At 73.4% G+C, this 17,604-nt stretch carries 13 protein-coding genes; all 13 read right to left on the reverse strand.

The features are described 5' to 3' along the window. Positions 1 to 2 precede the first annotated feature (2 nt). The gene (locus tag OG989_RS26605; RefSeq protein WP_327028832.1) at positions 3 to 470 is read right to left on the reverse strand and encodes an SRPBCC family protein; all 468 of its coding nucleotides are present in this window, start codon (positions 468 to 470) and stop codon (positions 3 to 5) included. A 55-nt stretch (positions 471 to 525) separates the two neighbouring features. Continuing rightward, a complete protein-coding gene (locus OG989_RS26610) occupies positions 526 to 1,725 on the reverse strand; it encodes a hypothetical protein (protein ID WP_442791967.1) in 1,200 nt (399 codons plus the stop codon). Between the two features lie 149 nt (positions 1,726 to 1,874). Then, positions 1,875 to 4,151, reverse strand: coding sequence for a catalase/peroxidase HPI (gene katG, locus OG989_RS26615; RefSeq protein ID WP_327028834.1), 2,277 nt, complete (start codon positions 4,149 to 4,151; stop codon positions 1,875 to 1,877). A gap of 23 nt (positions 4,152 to 4,174) precedes the next feature. Beyond that, on the reverse strand, positions 4,175 to 4,603 hold the full coding sequence (locus tag OG989_RS26620; protein ID WP_132240588.1) for a Fur family transcriptional regulator: 429 nt from the start codon (positions 4,601 to 4,603) through the stop codon (positions 4,175 to 4,177). 108 nt (positions 4,604 to 4,711) lie between these two features. Further along, positions 4,712 to 7,651: an AAA family ATPase gene (locus tag OG989_RS26625; RefSeq protein ID WP_327028835.1), complete on the reverse strand. Its 2,940-nt coding sequence runs from the start codon at positions 7,649 to 7,651 to the stop codon at positions 4,712 to 4,714. A 98-nt stretch (positions 7,652 to 7,749) separates the two neighbouring features. Continuing rightward, positions 7,750 to 7,956 (reverse strand): hypothetical protein, encoded by a 207-nt coding sequence (locus tag OG989_RS26630; RefSeq protein ID WP_132240586.1) that lies wholly within the window; start codon positions 7,954 to 7,956, stop codon positions 7,750 to 7,752. A 9-nt stretch (positions 7,957 to 7,965) separates the two neighbouring features. After that, positions 7,966 to 11,127, reverse strand: coding sequence for a type 2 lanthipeptide synthetase LanM family protein (locus tag OG989_RS26635; RefSeq protein WP_327028836.1), 3,162 nt, complete (start codon positions 11,125 to 11,127; stop codon positions 7,966 to 7,968). Between the two features lie 259 nt (positions 11,128 to 11,386). Then, a complete protein-coding gene (locus OG989_RS26640) occupies positions 11,387 to 12,313 on the reverse strand; it encodes an ornithine carbamoyltransferase (RefSeq protein ID WP_151453863.1) in 927 nt (308 codons plus the stop codon). Positions 12,314 to 12,351: 38 nt separating this feature from the next. Continuing rightward, on the reverse strand, positions 12,352 to 13,647 hold the full coding sequence (locus tag OG989_RS26645; protein ID WP_327028837.1) for an aspartate aminotransferase family protein: 1,296 nt from the start codon (positions 13,645 to 13,647) through the stop codon (positions 12,352 to 12,354). A 110-nt stretch (positions 13,648 to 13,757) separates the two neighbouring features. Beyond that, on the reverse strand, positions 13,758 to 14,543 hold the full coding sequence (locus tag OG989_RS26650; RefSeq protein ID WP_151453861.1) for a 2-keto-4-pentenoate hydratase: 786 nt from the start codon (positions 14,541 to 14,543) through the stop codon (positions 13,758 to 13,760). Beyond that, on the reverse strand, positions 14,543 to 15,529 hold the full coding sequence (locus OG989_RS26655; RefSeq protein WP_327028838.1) for a class I SAM-dependent methyltransferase: 987 nt from the start codon (positions 15,527 to 15,529) through the stop codon (positions 14,543 to 14,545). Before OG989_RS26655 ends, OG989_RS26650 begins: the two co-directional genes overlap by 1 nt. A gap of 113 nt (positions 15,530 to 15,642) precedes the next feature. Next, on the reverse strand, positions 15,643 to 16,662 hold the full coding sequence (gene dmpG, locus OG989_RS26660; RefSeq protein ID WP_132240580.1) for a 4-hydroxy-2-oxovalerate aldolase: 1,020 nt from the start codon (positions 16,660 to 16,662) through the stop codon (positions 15,643 to 15,645). Then, a complete protein-coding gene (locus OG989_RS26665; protein WP_327028839.1) occupies positions 16,659 to 17,549 on the reverse strand; it encodes an acetaldehyde dehydrogenase (acetylating) in 891 nt (296 codons plus the stop codon). The genes dmpG and OG989_RS26665 overlap by 4 nt, the downstream gene beginning before the upstream one ends. Between the last annotated feature and the right edge of the window lie 55 nt (positions 17,550 to 17,604).

The raw sequence follows: 17,604 nt of genomic DNA on the forward strand, positions 1-17,604 counted from the left end.
CCTCAGTCAGCCGCTTCCACGTACGACGCCAGGTTGGCCAGCGAGGAGGCGATCCCGGCCTCGTGGTCCGCCTGGTCGATACCGTGTGGTACGTCCGTGGCGGTGACGGTCACCTCGGTCCCCGCGCCGGTGGCCGCGAGGTGCCAGGTCATCGTCATGGTGCCCGCGTACGCCGGGTCGTCGGCCTCGAACACCGCCCGCTGCACCACGCGCTCGGGTGGCACCAGGGCGGCGAACCCGACGTCGACGACATCCGTCGCATCCGACGTCTTGCCGGGGCTGTCGGCGGCGTCGAGGTAGGTCAGGACCATCCGGAACCCGCCTCCGGGCCGGGGATCCCACCGCTCGATCCGCCCGCGCATGCCGTCGGGCGGCAGCCACGCCTCGAGCGCCTCCCGGTCGAGCAGGGCGCCGTAGACGGTCGCCGGTGGTGCCGCGATCACCCGGCTGGCGCGGTCGGTCCGTCCCATGACCCGATCCTAGGACCAGGCTCGCGCCGTGCCCATCCGCGTCGACCGCCCTGGGTCAGCTCAGCCTGGAACCGGTCAGCGTCGGGTTGCGGGCGCCGAGGAAGAAGATGCCGGGGTAGCCGCGCGTCTCGAAGCCGTTGCTCGGGTTGCGGCGCAGGGTCGAGTTCTCGATCCGCATGGTGCCGGTGCGGTCGTTGCTGACGAAGAAGACGGCCCCGCCACCCTCGTTCGCCTCGTTGCCCTCGATGATGGTGCCGGCGATCCGGACGGTGAACTCGTTGCCGTCGCAGTAGATCGCCCCGCCGCTGCCGCCGCCCGGTGTGCCGGGCCTGGCCGGGTTGGCCCCGGTGCCGACCGCCCGGTTGCCGCGCAGGACGCTGTTCAGCACCGCCCAGGTGACGCCGATGCTGCTCAGGGCGCCGCCGTTGGCGCAGACGCCGCCGTCGAACGTGCTGCCGACCACGTACACGGGCTTGTTCTCGTGCTGGCTGAGTACCCGGATGGCCGCGCCGCCCAGGTCGGGGCCGGTCCGGTCGCAGCGGTTGCGGACGAAGCGCGAGTTGACCACCTTGAACCGGCCGCCCCGGACGAAGATCGCCCCACCGCCGCCGCCCTCGGTGCGCTCGCCGATGGAGTTGCCGTCGGCGAAGGTCAGGTTCTGCACGGTGAGCTGGGGGTGGTCCTGGTTCTGGCAGTGCGAGGTGGTCCAGCCCTGCGCGCTGTCGCAGGTGTTCATGTAGAGGATCCGCCGCTGCCCCTGGCCGCTGAGGGTGACCTTGCCGCCGCCGTCCAGCACCACCCTGGGACCGTTGGCGTTGCGGACCTTGGCGGTGGCCGTCATCTTGATCGTCACCGGTTGCGGCCCGCAGTCGAACGTGATGACGCCGCCGGCCGCGACCGCCTTCACCACCGCGGCCGAGGTGCAACTGGCGGCGGTGCCACTGCCGATCGTCCGGGTCGGCCTCGACGTGTCGACGGCGCGCGCCTCCGCCGGCACGGCCGCGCCGCCGTCCGGGTTGCCGGCCTTCAGGGTCCCCGCCTTCGTCGCGCGCCCCGGGCTGGCGCTCGCGGAAGGTCCGCCGAGTCCGGAACGGGCCGTCGGGGCGGCCCCGGGGCTGCTCGCCTCGGCCCCACCGGCCGGCGTCGCCGCGGCCGGCGGGGCCGGCGGCGGGTCGCCGTCGGCGGCGGAGTTGCCGCAGGCGGGCAGGCCCGCCCCGGCGACGGACAGGACGAGTAGGGCGGCAAGCGACTTCACACGCACCCCGTGATGCTAGGGGCCGCCCGGCCTCCGCCGTCGACGGGACAGGGACCAGCGGTGTCGCCCGCCCGGTCACCGGACCCGACGGCGGACGAGCCCCGGTCGATCCACCAGCGATCGACCGGGGCTCGTCGTCCGGAGCCGGGTCAGACGAGGTCGAACCGGTCGAGTTCCATGACCTTGGTCCAGGCCGCGACGAAGTCGGCGACGAACTTGTCGCGCGCGTCCTGACTGGCGTAGACCTCGGCGAGGGCCCGCAGCTGGGAGTTGGAGCCGAAGATCAGGTCGACCGCGGTGGCGGTCCACTTCACCTCGTCGCTGGCCAGGTCCCGGATCTCGTAGACGTGCTCGGCGGACTCCGACGCCTTCCACCGGGTGCCCGGGGAGAGCAGGTTGGCGAAGAAGTCGTTGGTGAGCAGGCCGGGCCGGTCGGTGAGGACGCCGTGCCGAGTGCCGCCGGCGTTCGCCCCGAGGGAGCGCAGGCCGCCGACGAGGACGGTCATCTCGGGCGCGGTCAGGTTGAGCATGTAGGCGCGGTCGAGGAGCAGCACCTCCGGCTGGGTCTTCTCGCCGGCACGCAGGTAGTTGCGGAACCCGTCGGCGCGCGGCTCCAGCACCCGGAAGGACTCGACGTCGGTCTGCTCCTGGGTGGCGTCGGTGCGGCCCGGCCGGAACGGCACGGTCACCTCGACGCCGGCGTCGCGCGCCGCCTTCTCGACGGCCGCCGAGCCGGCCAGCACGATCAGGTCCGCGAGCGAGATCTTCGCGCCGCCGGCGGAGTTGAACTCCTGCCGGATGCCCTCGAGGGCCTCCAGGACCGTCGCGAGCTGCTCGGGCTGGTTGACCTCCCAGCCGCGCTGCGGCTCGAGACGGATCCGCGCGCCGTTGGCGCCGCCGCGCTTGTCGGTGGACCGGAAACTGGCGGCCGAGGCCCAGGCGGTGGAGACCAGCTGCGCGGTCGTCAGACCGGACTCGAGGACCTTCGCCTTGAGCGCGGCGACGTCGGCGTCGCCCACGAGCTCGTGGTCGACGGCCGGCACCGGGTCCTGCCACAGCTGGGCTTCCGGGACCCACGGCCCGAGGAAGCGCTCGACCGGCCCCATGTCGCGGTGCAGCAGCTTGTACCAGGCCTTGGCGAACGCCAGCGCGAACTCGTCGGGGTTCTCCAGGAAACGGCGCGAGATCTTCTCGTACGCCGGGTCGACGCGCAGCGACAGGTCGGTCGTGAGCATCGTCGGCTTGTGCTTCTTCGACGGGTCGTGGGCGTCCGGGATGATCGCCTCGGCGTCCTTGGCGACCCACTGCTTCGCGCCGCCGGGGCTCGTGGTCAGCTCCCACTCGTAGCCGAAGAGGATCTCGAAGAACCGGTTGCTCCACTGCGTCGGCACGTCGGTCCACGTCACCTCCAGGCCGCTGGTGATCGTGTCACCGCCCTTGCCGCTGCCGTAGGTGCTCAGCCAGCCCAGGCCCTGCGACTCCAGCGGGGCGCCCTCGGGCTCGGGGCCCACGTGGTCGTCGGCGACGCCGGCGCCGTGGGTCTTGCCGAAGGTGTGGCCGCCGGCGATGAGGGCGACGGTCTCCTCGTCGTTCATCGCCATCCGGGCGAAGGTCTCGCGGATGAAGTGCGCCGCGGCGAGCGGGTCCGCGTTGCCGCGGGGGCCCTCCGGGTTGACGTAGATGAGCCCCATCTCGGTGGCCCCGACGCCGGTCACCATCTCCTTCTCGGAGGCGTAGCGCTCGTCACCGAGCCAGGTGTCCTCCGGGCCCCAGAAGATCTCCTCGGGCTCCCAGACGTCCTCCCGGCCGAAGGCGAAGCCGAAGGTCTTGAAGCCCATCGACTCCAGGGCGACGTTGCCGGCGAGCACGAGCAGGTCGGCCCACGAGATCTTCTGGCCGTACTTCTGCTTCACCGGCCACAGCAGCCGGCGGGCCTTGTCGAGGTTGGCGTTGTCCGGCCAGCTGTTGAGCGGGGCGAACCGCTGGCCACCGTCGCCGGCGCCGCCGCGGCCGTCCTCGATGCGGTAGGTGCCCGCGGCGTGCCAGCTCATCCGGATCATCAGGCCGCCGTAGTGGCCGAAGTCGGCCGGCCACCAGTCCTGCGAGGTGGTGAGGACCTTGACGATGTCCTGCTTGAGGGCCTCGACGTCGAGCTTGGCGAACTCCCTGGCGTAGCTGAAGTCCTCCCCCAGCGGGTTGCCCTTCGCCGAGTGGGCGTGCAGCACCGAGAGGTCGAGCTGGTTGGGCCACCAGTCCCGGTTGGTGCGCGGACGGCCTCCGGTCTTCGGCGTCGGCGAGTCGATCGCCGGGTTCTCGCTCTCGCTGCCGTGCGCGGTCACGGAGTCGTGCGCGACCGGGCAACCGGCCGCCTCCTTCTTGTCCACGCCCTGCGCGCTGACGGGGCCATTGTCCTGGGTGTCGCTCATCTGCTTCCTTCCGGACTGGCGGTTCACTGAACGGTGCGTTCGGTCGCGCAGTCGGGGCAGGTGCCCCAGTAGACGACCTCCGCCTCGTCGACCACGAAGCCGCGGTCGTCGGAGGCGGTGAGACAGGGTGCATGGCCGACGGCGCACTCGACGTCGGCGATCGCGCCGCAGGAGCGGCACACGACATGGTGGTGGTTGTCGCCCACCCGGGACTCGTAGCGGGCGGTCGCCCCGGCGGGCTGGATGCGCCGCACCAGACCGGCGTCGGTGAGCGCGCGCAGCACGTCGTAGACCGCCTGGTGGGAGACCGTGGGCTGGTCCGCCCGCACCAGGGCGATCACCGTGTCGGTGTCGACGTGCGGGTGGTCACGCAGCGCTCTGAGCACCGCCAACCGGGGCCGCGTCACGCGCAACGAGACCGCCCGCAGCTGGGTCTCGAAGTCGGGCGTCACGTGTCGAACATAGTCCAGTATTTTGGAACGGATCAAGTTTTTCTGAGGTTCAACCCGCGCACCTCCGACCGACGCGGTCCCGGCCGCCCGGCGGGCGGTCGGGGCCGTTCACCGACTGCTCCCGGAGCGGCTGTCGGGCCGCAGCAGCTCGTCCACGCTGTCGCGCAGCGTCCTGCGGTTCGCGTGCCCGGTCTTGAGCAGCAGGCTGGCGACGTGCTTCTCGACCGTACGTGGCGAGAGGTGCAGCAGCGAGGCCAGATCCTGGTTGTCGTGGCCCTTCGCGAGCAGCACGAGCACCTCGTGCTCGCGGACGGTCACCCCGACGGCGCGCAGCCGGGCCGGGATGCGGTCGTGACCGGAGCGCCGCTGCCCGAGCGACGCGCCGGCCTGACGGAGCAGGCCCCGGCAGGCCCCGGCGATCACCGGCGCGTCGACGTTGTGGAAGTGGTCCTCCGCCGCCCTCAGCCAGGCGACGGGCTCGCCCCACCCGTCGGCGAGCGCGGCCTCGGCGACCAGACGCAACCCCAGGTGGTACGACATGCGGTACGGCGCCGCGGCCTCCAGGGCCAACGCGACCTCCGTGGCGGCCCGCTCGCGCTGCCCCGCGCGCCCGTACACCACCGCCTTCGCCAGGTGCAGGAACTGCCGGTTCCAGCGCAGGGTCGCGCCCGGGGCCAGCGCCACCGCCTCCATGCCGGTGCGGTCCAGCGACCCGGCCAGCGCGTCGAGCAGCGGTCGCAGTCCGAAGCGGCCCGTCATGTAGTAGGTGTTCGGGTGGCCGTCCTCCCACGCGCGGGCCAGGTCGAGGGCCCGGATCGCCGCCGGCCGGTCCTCCTCCAGCAGTGCGCAGACGGCCTCGCAGAAGCCGTAGGCGAGGGGAACGTGCCCGGACTCTCCCCCACCGACCGCCCGGAACTCCTCCAGCCGCTGCTCCATCAGTCGCCGTCGTCCCCGGTGGGCGGCGGAGGCGGCGGCCGTCACCAGCGCGAACTGCTGGTCGTCGATGTTGCGCAGCCGGGCGGTCGCCGCGGCGCACCGGGCGGCGAGCTCGTCCCCCGTCGGGTAGTCGCCCTGCATCACGGCCCGGATCGCGTACACGCCCTCGATGCTCTGCCCGATCATGATGGCGCCGGACAGCTGCGCGGCCTGCTCCGCCTGGCGCAGCAGGGTCTGCTCGCCGGTGCGCATGCTCTGGTTGACCCCGAGCCGGAACAGCGCGTTGATGCGCCACAGGGGCAGGCGGTGTTCCTCGGCCATCGCCAGCATCCTGGTCAGGTAGGACTCCGCCTCGTCGAAGCTCCGGCTCCGGGCGATCATGGCCAGGAGTTGCAGCGCCTGGCACGCCGTCTCCGCCATCGGCACCCGTTCGGCCACCGCCAGGGCCTGGAGCACGAGCTGCTCGGCCTGCGTGGTCCGGCCGCAGCCGTCACCGTCGCCGAAGATCAGGTGCGCCTCGACCACGTCCACCCGGGCCGCCGGCCCCGGCGGCGGGTTGCTGCCGAGGACCGCCCGGGCGATGCGCACCTGGGACGCGCCGTCGGCCCACCGCCCGGTCGTGACCGCGACCCAGGCGAGCCGGGTCCGGATGCTGACGTGCTGCTCGACGCCGAGGGTCACGGCGTTCACCCAGGTCGCGTCGTCGACCAGGGCGAACGCCCGGTTCGCGTGGCCGGCTTCGGCCAGGGCGTTGAGCAGCGACTCGAGAATGCCGGCGCGCGCCTCGGGGTCGGGCGGGGCGGACATCAGCTGGTACGCGCGGTCGAGCAGGGTGACGGCCGACGTGGTGGCGCCGTCGCCGAGTGCCCGCCGGCCCGCCTCCGCGAACAACAGGCCCGCGGCGTGGTTGTCCCCGGCGGTCTGCCTGAGTTCGGCCGCGAGCTGGCACCAGTGTCCGGGCAGCCCGGCGTACGCCGACTCCAGCGCGTCGGCGGCGCGTTTGGCCAGCGCGGACCGTTCGGCGGGGGTGAGCGTGGCCAGGATCGCGTCGGCGGTCAGCGCGTGGCGGAAGGAGTACCAGTCGGGCGTCGACCGGTCGGGCATGACGACCTCGACGTCCACGCCGGAGCGCAGATGGCTCAGCATGGCCCGCTCCTCGAGACCGGTCGCCGCCCGCAGCGCGGCCACGGGGAAGCGCCGGCCCAGCACCGCGGCGGTGTGCAGCAGTGTCCGCGCCTGCGGATCGAGGCCGGCCAGCCGGCGGGTCACGCTGAGCGTGACGGTGTTCGGCAACGCGATGGCGGGGTCGTCGGTGAACCGCCAGCCGTCGCCGTCGCGGACCAGTGCGCGCGCGCCGATCATGCTGTTCAGCAGTTCCTCGGCGACGAACGGGTTGCCCTCGCTGTCGCGTACCAGCCGGTCGGTCAGCTCGGCGGGCAGGGCGTCGGTGTTGAGGCAGGCGGCGGCGAGCTCGTGGACCTCCTGGTCGGACAGGGGGTGGAGTTCGACGACGGCCGCGGAGCGACGCACAGCCGCGGCCCAGGCCAGCTCGGTCGCGGGGCCGCTGCCCGGCCGCATGGTGGCCACCATCAGGATGGGCAGGTCGGCGAGGTTGTCGACCAGGTACTCCACGACGGCGTGGGTCTCGGCGTCGGCGTCGTGGATGTCCTCGAGGATGAGGACGCAGCCCCGGCCCCCGGCCACGGCGGTGACGAGCCGCAGGACCGCCTCGGCCAGTTCGACGATCGAGGCCACCCGTTCCGGCACCGCGGGGTCCCGCCACTCGGGGACGAGTCGGGCGAGGGCCGGGCGGTAGGGCGCCAGCTCGGTGTTGTCCGGCAGCCGGCCCGTGCGCGACAGCGCGAAGATCGCCTCGGTCAGCGGGCGGAACGGGACGATGGGGCCGGTGGAGCTGCTACGGCCCCGTAGCAGCTCCATACCGGCCTCCGCCGCCGCGTGCGCGCAGTGTTCCGCGAGCCGGGTCTTGCCGATCCCCGCCTCGCCGATCAGGAAGATCGTGCCGCCGGACGAGGACCGCGTGGCCGTCAGTCGAGCGTTGACGGCGCGGATTTCGGCATCACGTCCGATCACCACCGGCGAGGAGAAGCGCATGCCCGCAGGCTAACGTGAGCGGCACCCGCGTTACCGCGTCGAACACGGGCGCCCGCTGTCGATGAAACGACACGGGAAGGTGCCGCTCCCGGTCGGACTCACTCCGACGAGTGACCACCAGTGCCACCGGTGTCGATGATGGCCGCGATGGCGGGCGCGGCGATCATCAGGCCGGTCAGGATGCCCGACCGCCTCCCGACGTGCCACAGGAAGCTGAACTTGATGTCGCCCGCCGGGTGAGTGTCGGCCGGCTCGGGTTCCTCGGCCGCCCCCGCCGGTCGAGGAACAGTCAGGTCGTTCCGCATATCTTCCCCCTATCTGGTTCTCGACACCGCGTCGGATGTCGTCGGCTCGGCATGCAGCAGCAGTGCCGAGGGCACTCGATCGGCGAAGCCGATACGGAGCAGTCCGTGGCCGATCCCGGCCAGGCCGTCCAGCAGGCCGGGGACGCTCACGCCGCCGGCGGCACCGCATCTCGGGCCGGCCTGGTCCAGCGCGGCGACCAGTTGTCCGGCCTGGTCGGAGCGGACGCTGGCGGCGGCCCGGCGACCGCGCGCGGCGGCGACCGACAGCATCTCCTGCCTGCCCAGCTCCCCGTGGCAGAGGCTGTGGTCGTCGACCAGCCCCGATCTCGACACGGCGGTCGCCGCGCGGTCCACGAAGGCGGCCAGCGCCGGGTCTGCCAGCAGCCGGCCCTGGTCGGCGATGGCGACCGCGATTCCGGGCACGCCGTGGCACCACGAGTGCGCCGACGGGTCCGGGACCGGGCCGGTGGCGGCACGGGCCAGCATCGCGCTGCCGGCCTCGGCGTACCGCTCGTCGCCCTCCGCCTGCGCGAACCGCAGCAGGGCCCAGCCGATCCCGGCCGTACCGGTGGCGAAGCCGGGCTGCGCGGGCAGCGTGGGGACTGCCGCCAGCAGCCGCTTGGCGCAGTCGCGGGCCGTCTCAGCGGCGAGCGGCAGGCCGGTCAGCTCGTTGACGGCGAGCATCGCGGCGAGGCAGCCGGCCAGCCCGTCGAGCACGCCCGGGTTGGGGTCCGTCGCGGCGGCGATCGCCGCGAGGCGTACCGCCGGTTCGACGGAGTCGCCGAGCGCGTCGTCCCGGAGCAGGTCGGCGAGCCGGGCCGCCGCGTAGGCGATCCCCCCGAGGCCGGTGAACCCGCCGCTGCCGACCGTGTCCGCCAGGTGCGGCCGGGCCTGCATCGCGGTGAGCAGCACGGGAAGTTGGCGCACCGCCCTGCGGGCGGCCTCGGCGTAGCGGTCGACGTCCGTCAGCCGGGCCAGTTCGGCCAGGAAGAGGGCGGTGCCCGGGTATCCGTTTCCCAGCCCCGCGCCCAGCGGCATGATCGTGCTGTGCCCGCCGTCCACCGGTTCGAGGCCGAGCCAGTTGGCGAACACGCCGTCGTCGTAGGCGTCCGAGATGATCTTGTCGGCGATGCCGCAGGCGACCGTGAGCAGCCTGCCCGGGTCCGGTGCCGTGGCCTCCCACCGGACGGGGACCGGCTCCGCGCACTCGTGGCGTGCCCCGCCGAGCCGGCCGGCGAGCGCGGCCCGGACGATCCACTCCTGGTCGCGTTGGTCGACCGCGCCCATGGCGGCGATCCTGCGCAGCGCGGTCGTCAGCACCGGCTCGTCGAGCACGTCGACGAATCCGACGCCGTCGCCCCCGGCCAGGTCGCGGTCGTCCGGGCGGCAGGTGAACAGGGGGACGTCGCCGTCCCAGAGCTGTTCGATCTCGCGGGACACCAGTCGGTTGCGTACCGGGTCGTCCACCGAGGCCGCCCAGAGCAGGTCGAAGATCTGGTCTCGGTCGAGCGCGTCGCGCAGCACGTCGGGATGGGTGGACTCGCTCAGCAGCACGGTGTAGGTCCGCGTCGACCGGGCGATGACCCGCAGCTCGTCGGCGGTGAACCGCCGGAGCAGGCCGTCCGGGCCGGTCAGGTCGCCGGCCCGCCGGGCGATGGCGCGGTACCCGGCGCGGAAGCCGGCGAGCAGCTCGCCCGTGTACCCGGCGGCGTCGGCCGGGACGCCGTCCAGCGTCGGGCGGTTCTCGGCCGCCCGCACGGGCGCGGCACCACGTACCAGGTGCATCGTGTCGGTGCCGGCAGCGGCCCACTCGACGACCTCCCGGAGCTGCTGCGCGCCGGGGTCGCCGCCCAGGCCGGAGATGTCCAGCAGGCCGCGTTCGCCGATGAGCGGCTGCGGCAGCAGGGCGGTGCGGTACACCGACGTCCGCAGCGCCCGGGCGGCGGGATCGGGCGCGGCGGTCGGCACGGGCAGGTCGGGGTGCAGCAGCGTCTCGACATCGACGAGGACGGGCTGGTCGGCGCAGGCGATCAGGTTCTCGTGGTGGATGTCCGTCATGCCCAGCAGGTACAGCAGCGCGAGCAGCACCCCCTGCCGGCGGTAGAACGCGCCCACCTGGGCGGCGTCGGAGCAGGCGGCACGATCGACGACCTCGATCCACCCGTAGCCACCGCGGGCGAGCACGGTCAACCTGCGCAGCTCCAGCTCCGGCAGCAACCCGTTGAGCCAGTCCAGGACCTCGTTGAAGTGCACGTGGACGGCGACCGAGCGCGGCCGGTAGACCACCCGGGCGCCGGAGGCGAAGCGCAGGAGCGCCACCGCCCGCCCGTGCCCGTGCGAGTCTCCCGCCACGTCGGCTCCGACCAGCGGGCCCGGATCGTGGCCGTCGAACAACCGCCGGAGGATCTCCGCCCGGTCCGCGACGAACCGGTCGAGCAGCTCGGCCGCCGCCTCGACGGCGTGCCGACAGGCGGTCGCCAGGATCCGCGCCAGCACGGGATAGTCCGTCATCACCCGCGTCAGCCGCTCGCGCTGGGCGAGGTCGGCCACGAAGGCGGCGAACCGGTGCTCGGGCGTGGGACCCGCCAGCCGGCCGGCGGCGCGGGCGACGTTGAGTTCCAGGACGAAGGTACGCGACGCCATCGAGACCAGCCGGGCGCGGAGCGCGTCGGCGAACCCGGCGTACACGGCGGCGAGGTCCACCACCGCGGGCGTACCGGGAGCCCGTACCCGCTGCCGCAGGTCGGCGCAGGCGGCCGCGACGAACGGCGCCAGCACGCCGGCGAACGCGTCGGACCACGGGGTGCCCGGGGTCGGCTGGGAGGCGCCGTCGGGGGCGAGGCCGAGCGCCCGCTCGGTGTACTCGGCCCAGCCCGGCGCCGCCGACCCGGCCGCCAGCGCCGCCGGCGGTCGGTCGAGGAGAGCCAGGAACTGCCCCTCGGTGATCCTCAGGGCCGCCAGGCGGTGCGCGAACTGCCCCGTCGTCCCCAGCTCGTACGCCGAACGCCAGTCCTGCAACCGCCGCACGGCGTGCTCGGACCCGGGGCCGGCGACGACGGACCCGCCGTCGTCGGCTGCCCGTACCCGTTCGGCCAGCGTGAGGCCGGGCGCCCACCAGGCGTCGCCCGCACCGCCCACCGCCGCCGCAATTCGCGTCCCCGATCTCTCCACGCCGATATCGTGCCGGCGGCCCGCAGGGGGTCACATGGGTAACCGGTACCCATATTTCGGCGGCGCCGACGCACCGCCGGTGACCTGGGACGATCCACCACGCGGCACCCTCGGCCATGCCGCCGACGGTCCAGCCGCGCCGCACCCGGCTGTCCAGGTGGCCCACCAGCACCCCGTCCCGAGGGCGACCGGCTCGCCGGGGCTCCCGCCGCCGTCGTCGGGGGCCGTGGTGCGGGTCGGGCGGGTGCCGCGGCCGGGCTCACCCGGCGCACCACTCCAACGCGGCCTGGGCGCTGGACATCTTGTGCCTCGCCTGAGCGAAGGCGATGCTGCGGGGACCGTCCAGCACGCCGGCGGTGACCTCCTCGCCCCGGTGCGCCGGCAGGTCGTGCATGAACACCGCCTCCGGGCTCGCCGCCAGCAGCGCCCCGTCGACCCGGAACGGCGCGAAGACGCGCCGCCAGTCCGGGTCCGGCTTGGTGGTGCCGGTGGTCTGCCAGCGGGTGGTGTAGACGACGTCGACCTCCGGCAGGTCCGCCATGTGGTGCGCCTCGGCGACCGCCGAACCGGTCCGCGCGGCGGCCGCCCGGGCGGCGGCGAGGACGTCCGGGTCCAGCCCGTACCCGGGCGGCGTGCGCAGGTGCAGCCGCGTTCCGGTGAACCGGCTGAGGGCCAGCGCGAGCGCGGCGGCGGTGTTGTTGCCCTCCCCCACGTAGAGCACCCGCAGCCCGTCGACCCGGCCGAACCGCTCGGTCATGGTGCTCAGGTCGGCCAGCGCCTGCGTGGGGTGCTCCTCGGCGCTCATCGCGTTGATCACCCCCATCCGGTCCTGCCCGGCGAACGCCCGCAGCTCGGCGACCGGGTCGGCGGTCCGGGCGACGAACAGGTCGACCATCTCGGACAGCACCCGGGTGGTGTCCTCGACCGTCTCGCCGGTGTTCAGTTGCAGGTCCCCGGGGCCGTAGCTGATCAGCTGGGAGCCGAGCCGCAGGGCTCCGCTGGAGAAGGCGGTACGGGTCCGGGTCGAGGTGCGGCGGAAGTAGACAGCGGTGACCAGTCCGCGCAACTGGTCGGCAGGCCCGACCCGACCGGCGGCGTGGTCGGCGCTGCGGGCCACGAGGTGCCGCAGGTCGGCGTCGCTGAGGTCCTTGATGGACAGCAGGTGACGGCGGGGACGACGGTCCATCGGGATCCTCCAGGAACGGTCGCGGTGGCGGGCGGCGGTCAGCTGGCCCGGATGGCCCGGTGCAGGACGGCGAGGCCCCGCTCCAGCCGGGCGAGGTCGATGGTGAGCGGCGGCATCACCTTGATCACCTCGTCGTCGCGCCCGCAGAGTTCGACGATCAGCCCGGTCTCGAAGCAGCGCCGCTGGATCCGGTCGGCCCGCTCCGCGCCGCCAGCCGCCCGCAGGTCGACGCCGAGGACCATGCCCAGGCCCCGTACGGCGAGCGCCGGTTCGCTGTCGCGCAGGTCGGCGCCGAAGCGCTCCAGTCGCCGGGCGCCGACCGCGGCGGTGGTCCGGAATCCGTCCTGGCCCCAGAGTTCGCAGGCGGCGGCGCCGGCGACGAAGGCGAGCTGGTTGCCCCGGAAGGTGCCCGTGTGTTCCCCCGGCGACCAGACGTCGAGTTCCGGCCGGAACAGCACCAGCGACAGCGGCAGCCCGTACCCGCCGATCGCCTTGGAGACAGTGATGATGTCCGGCACCACGCCGGCGTGTTCGAAGCAGAAGAACGTGCCGGTCCGTCCGCAGCCGGACTGGATCTCGTCGAAGATGAGCAGGACGCCGTACCGGGTGGTCAGGTCGCGCAGCCGGCGCAGCCAGTCGGCCGAGGCCGGGTACACCCCGCCCTCCATCTGCAACGGTTCGACGATCACCGCGGCCGGGAGGTCCAGCCCCGACGACGGGTCGGACAGCATCCGCTCCAGGTAGCCGATCGAGTCGAACGGCCCCGCCGGACCGTCCTCGTACGGCACGAACGTCACGTCCGCCGTGCCCACCTGACCGGCGGCGCGGGCCCGGCGGCCACCGCTGACCGCAAGCGACCCGCGGGACATGCCGTGGTACGCCCCGCTGAAGGAGACCACGCCACGGCGTCCCGTGGCCCGGCGGGCCACCTTCAGCGCCGCCTCCACCGCGTCGGTGCCGGTCGGCCCGCAGAACTGCACCTTGTGGTCCAGCCCTCGCGGGGCCAGCACCTGCTCGCGGAGCCGGCTCAGGAAGGTCCGCTTCGCCACGGTGTACATGTCCAGGCCGTGCATCACGCCGTCCCTGGCGAGGTACTCCGTGATGCGACGCTTCAGGTGGGGATGGTTGTGGCCGTAGTTCAGGGTGCCGGCGCCGCAGAAGAAGTCGGTGAACATCCGACCGTCCTCGGCGTAGAGCTCGGCGCCCCGGGCCCGGTCGAACACCACCGGAAACTTACGGCAGTAGTAACGCACCTCCGACTCCATCGCCTCGAAGAGGGAGAAGTCGTAGGCCGCCTTGTGCGGCGGTACCGTCTCGTCCACCAGCATGGTCATCGGTCCGGGGTCTCCTCGGTCATAGTCGTCTCGTCGTCGAAACAGGTCGGTCGGGTGCGTGCTCCCCGACCGGCGGGCGGTGCCGGGGCCCGGCGGGGCCCCGGAGCACGTCAACCGCGGGTGGTCAGCGCGACCTGACCCAGGGCGCCGAAGGAGGCCCGCACGGTGTCCCCCGGCACGAGGTCCACCGCCGCCGCCCAGGATCCGGAGAGCACGAGCTGCCCGGCCCTGATGCCGGTGCCGAACCCGGACAGGATGCGCACCAGACAGGCCACGGACTCGGCCGGATGGCCCATCACGGCCGAGCCCCGCCCCGCCTGCACGCCGTGGCGGCTACGCAGCTCCATGCGCGCGCCGGCCAGGTCCGTCGTGCCGGGCGGCACGCCGGCGCCGAGGACGGCCAGCGCCGACGAGGCGTTGTCGGCGACGGTGTCCACGAGGCCGATCCGCCAGTCCCGGATCCGGCTGTCGAGCACCTCCAGCGCCGGCAGGACCTCCGCGGTGGCCGCCAGCACGTCGTGCGCGGTCACGGTCGGGCCGGTGACGTCCTGCGCGAACCGGAACGCGATCTCGCCCTCGACCTTCGGCGCGATGAACCGGCCCAGGTCGAGGTCGGCGCCGTCGTCGAGCACCATCCGGTCGGTCAGGTAGCCGAAGTCGGGATGGTCGATGCCGAACATCGACTGGATCGCCTCGCTCGTCGCACCGATCTTGAGCCCGGCCAGGACCGCGCCCTCGGCCAGTTCCATCTCGCGCAGCTCGCTCTGGATGGCGTAGGCGTCCGCCAGGTCGAGCTGCGGATGCCGGGCCGAGATCGGCGGTACGGCGCGAAGGGTCCGCGCCGCCGTCCTGAGTTCCCCCGCGAGCGCGCGGTGCAGCGACAGCGTGGTGGCCACTACCTGGCCGCCACGAAGAGCCGACCGCCGGGCACGCCGAGCAGTACGCACGCGGTCTCGGAGAAGCCGGCGGACCGGAACGTGTCCAGCCACTGCCGCTCGGTCGGCAGGGTCACCCGCATGAAGCTGGCGTGCAGGTAGGTGAAGAGCGCGCTGAACCTCCGCTCCGCGGGGTCGGGCGCATAGGAGACCGCGTCGGCGACCGCCATGAACCCGCCCGGCGCCAGCGCGTCGCGACAGGCGCCCAGCACGTCCTTGGCCACCGACTCGTCCGCCACGATGTCGTGCATGACGAAGCACGCCAGCACGGCGTCCGCGCCCTCGACCGGTCCGGGATCGTCCGCGAGGGACTGGACCGTACGCTCGACGACCCGGAGCCGGTCGGCCACCCCCGCCGCGGCCGCGGCCTCCCGCGCGGCTTCACACGCGGCGCCGCTGCTGTCGAGCGCCACGCCGGTACGCCCCGGGTCCCGCCCCAGGAGCTCGATGAGCAGCCCGCCGGCGCCGGCGCCGAGGTCGGCCACGTGCGAGGCGCCGGCCGAGGCGACCCGGTCGACGATCGGCGGATAGAACGCCCGCTCGCCGATCCACCTCGAACTGACCGCCACCCGGCGTCCGTTCCGCCGGTGGACCCGGGCCGCCGCGTCGCGGTCGGTCAGGAACTCCCGGGCGTTGGCGAGGAACGGCCCGTTGGCGCTCATGGCCCAGGACACGTAACCGGCCGCGTACCGCCGGTCCGGGTAGTCCTCGGCCGCCCGGAAGCGGTCCGGGACGTCCGTGCCGACCACCAGCCCGGCGGCGACCAGCGCGGCGAGGTAGTCCTCCACGCCGGCCTGCGGAAGGTCGGCGGTCCTGGCCAGCTCGGCGGCGTCGAACGTGCCGCCCGAATCCAGCAGCCGGTCCACCCCGATCTCCGCGCCGATCTGCAGCAGCGCGGCGACACCGGCCAGGTCGGCCGCCTCGTCGAGCGAGGAATGGCGTTGCATTGGTCCTCCTACGTCAGGTGATGCGAGCCCTTGGTGAGGTGGTGCCAGCCCTTGGTGAGGTGGTGCCAGCCCTGCGTCGGGTGATGCGGGCCCGGAGGGCCGCGCGTACCGGCTCAATGGCTCTGCTCGGCGGCCAGCGACATGGCGACCTCGATGATGGTGTCCTCCTGACCCGCCACCACCCGGCGGTTGCCCAGCTCCAGCAGGATCCTGCGGGGGTCGACGCCGAAGCGGGCGCTCGCGCGCCGCACCGGCGCGGCGAACCCGGAGAACACGCCGGCGATCCCGCTGGCGATGGTGACGCTGTCGTTGGTGGGCACGTGCTTGACGAACCGCTCCTGTGCCACGTCGGCCGCGTCCAGCGCGCCGAAGAGCTGGATGTCGGTCTCGACCTGCCCGACGTGCAGGTTGGCCGCGACGAGCTCGATCGGTGCGTTGCCCGCGCCCGCGCCGAAGCCGCGCGCCGTGACGTCGACGATGGTGGCGCCTGCCTCGATCGCCGTCATGCTGTTGACGACCGACATGCCGAGGTTGTTGTGCGCGTGGAAACCGACCGCGATGTCGAGGTGCTCGACGAGTTCGCCGACCTTCTCGCGGACCTTCTCCGGCGTGTACGCGCCGGCGGAATCCATCAGGATGACCGCCTCGGCGCCGTAGCCCTGCATGAGCCGGGCCTGTTCCAGCAGCTTCGCCGCGGAGGCCATGTGGCTCATCAACAGCATCCCCTTGACGGCGACGCCCATCGCCCGCAGCATCGTGACCTGCTGCCGGGTGACGTCCGCCTCGGTGCAGTGCGCGCCGACCCGGACCTCGTCCACGCCGTGGTCCAGCGCCGGCTTGAGGTCGCGCTCGACGCTGGCGAACCCGGGGATGGACAGCACGCCGAGGCGGGCGGTACGCAGCTCGGCCTTGGCGGCCCGCAGCATCTCGGCGTCGCTGAGCGCGGCCATGCCGACCTGGATGGAGGAGGCGCCGAGGCCGTTGCCGTGGCCGACCTCGACGACGTCCACCCCGGCGGCCTCGGCCGCCCGCGCGTAGGCGCTGATGTCCGCGCGACCGAGTTGGTGGCCGACCGCGTGGTTGCCGTCGCGCAGGGTCGTGTCGCAGATGCTGAGTTTCGGTGCGCCGCTCATGACCGCCGCCGTTCCGCCCGGGCCTCCGCGACCGCGAGGGCGGCGCAGGTGATGATGTCGAGGTTGCCGGCGTAGCGCGGGAACCAGTCGCCCCGGCCCTCGACCTCCACCGTGATCGTGATCCGGTCCCCGACGGCCACCGGCGGGACGACGACGCGGTAGCCGGGGACGTACGACCTGATCTGCTTCTCCATCATGGCGACGGACGCGCGCAGGGCGTCCATGTCGATCCGTTCGGCGGTCGTCACCGCGATCGAGTTGCGCATGACGATGCCGGGCTCGGCGGGGTTGATGACCAGCACGGTCTTGGTGCGTCGCACGCCGCAGAACTCGATGGTCGCCTGCTCGGTGGTGTGCACGTACTCGTCCAGGTTGGCCCGGGACGCGGGGCCGACGGTGGCCGAGGCGCTGGCCGAGACGATCTCCAGGTAGTCGATGCCCTCCGCGGCCTCCGCCATGCAGTGGGCCATCGGGACCGCCGCCTGTCCCCCGCAGGTGACCATGCTGAGGTACTGCTCGTCGAGGCAGTCGTCCAGGTTGAGCGCCGGTACGCAGAACTTCCCGAGGTGCGCCGGCGTGAGGTCGACGAACGGCAGCCCGGTGGGCGCGACGACCGACCAGTGGCGGGTGGCGTCGTCGGCCGAGGTCGCGTCGCAGACCAGGTCGATGTGCTCGGCCCGGGCGGTGACCGCGTCGATGCCGGCCACGCTGGTCGGCACCCCGTGCCGCTCGGCCAGCTCGATCCCGGGTGATCCGGCGCGGCGCCCGGCGAACAGGACGCACTCCAACAGGGGGGACGCCTCGACCTTCAACAGCAGGTCCGTGCCGATGTTGCCCGTGCCCACGATGGCCACCCGTAGGGGTGGCGGGCTCGTGTGGGTACTCATCCAGTTCTTCCTCTCGTCCGGCCGCGCACGGCGGGCGCGGCCGGCATCCGTGACA

The organism is Micromonospora sp. NBC_01740, assembly GCF_035920365.1.
Lineage (GTDB): Bacteria > Actinomycetota > Actinomycetes > Mycobacteriales > Micromonosporaceae > Micromonospora > Micromonospora reichwaldensis.

Coding starts and splice junctions, on each gene's coding strand:
- OG989_RS26605 (WP_327028832.1), bottom strand. CDS start 470: ATGGGACGGACCGACCGCGCCAGCCGGGTGATCGCGGCACCACCGGCG.
- katG (WP_327028834.1), bottom strand. CDS start 4,151: ATGAGCGACACCCAGGACAATGGCCCCGTCAGCGCGCAGGGCGTGGAC.
- OG989_RS26625 (WP_327028835.1), bottom strand. CDS start 7,651: ATGCGCTTCTCCTCGCCGGTGGTGATCGGACGTGATGCCGAAATCCGC.
- OG989_RS26630 (WP_132240586.1), bottom strand. CDS start 7,956: ATGCGGAACGACCTGACTGTTCCTCGACCGGCGGGGGCGGCCGAGGAA.
- OG989_RS26640 (WP_151453863.1), bottom strand. CDS start 12,313: ATGGACCGTCGTCCCCGCCGTCACCTGCTGTCCATCAAGGACCTCAGC.
- OG989_RS26645 (WP_327028837.1), bottom strand. CDS start 13,647: ATGACCATGCTGGTGGACGAGACGGTACCGCCGCACAAGGCGGCCTAC.
- OG989_RS26655 (WP_327028838.1), bottom strand. CDS start 15,529: ATGCAACGCCATTCCTCGCTCGACGAGGCGGCCGACCTGGCCGGTGTC.
- dmpG (WP_132240580.1), bottom strand. CDS start 16,662: ATGAGCGGCGCACCGAAACTCAGCATCTGCGACACGACCCTGCGCGAC.
- OG989_RS26665 (WP_327028839.1), bottom strand. CDS start 17,549: ATGAGTACCCACACGAGCCCGCCACCCCTACGGGTGGCCATCGTGGGC.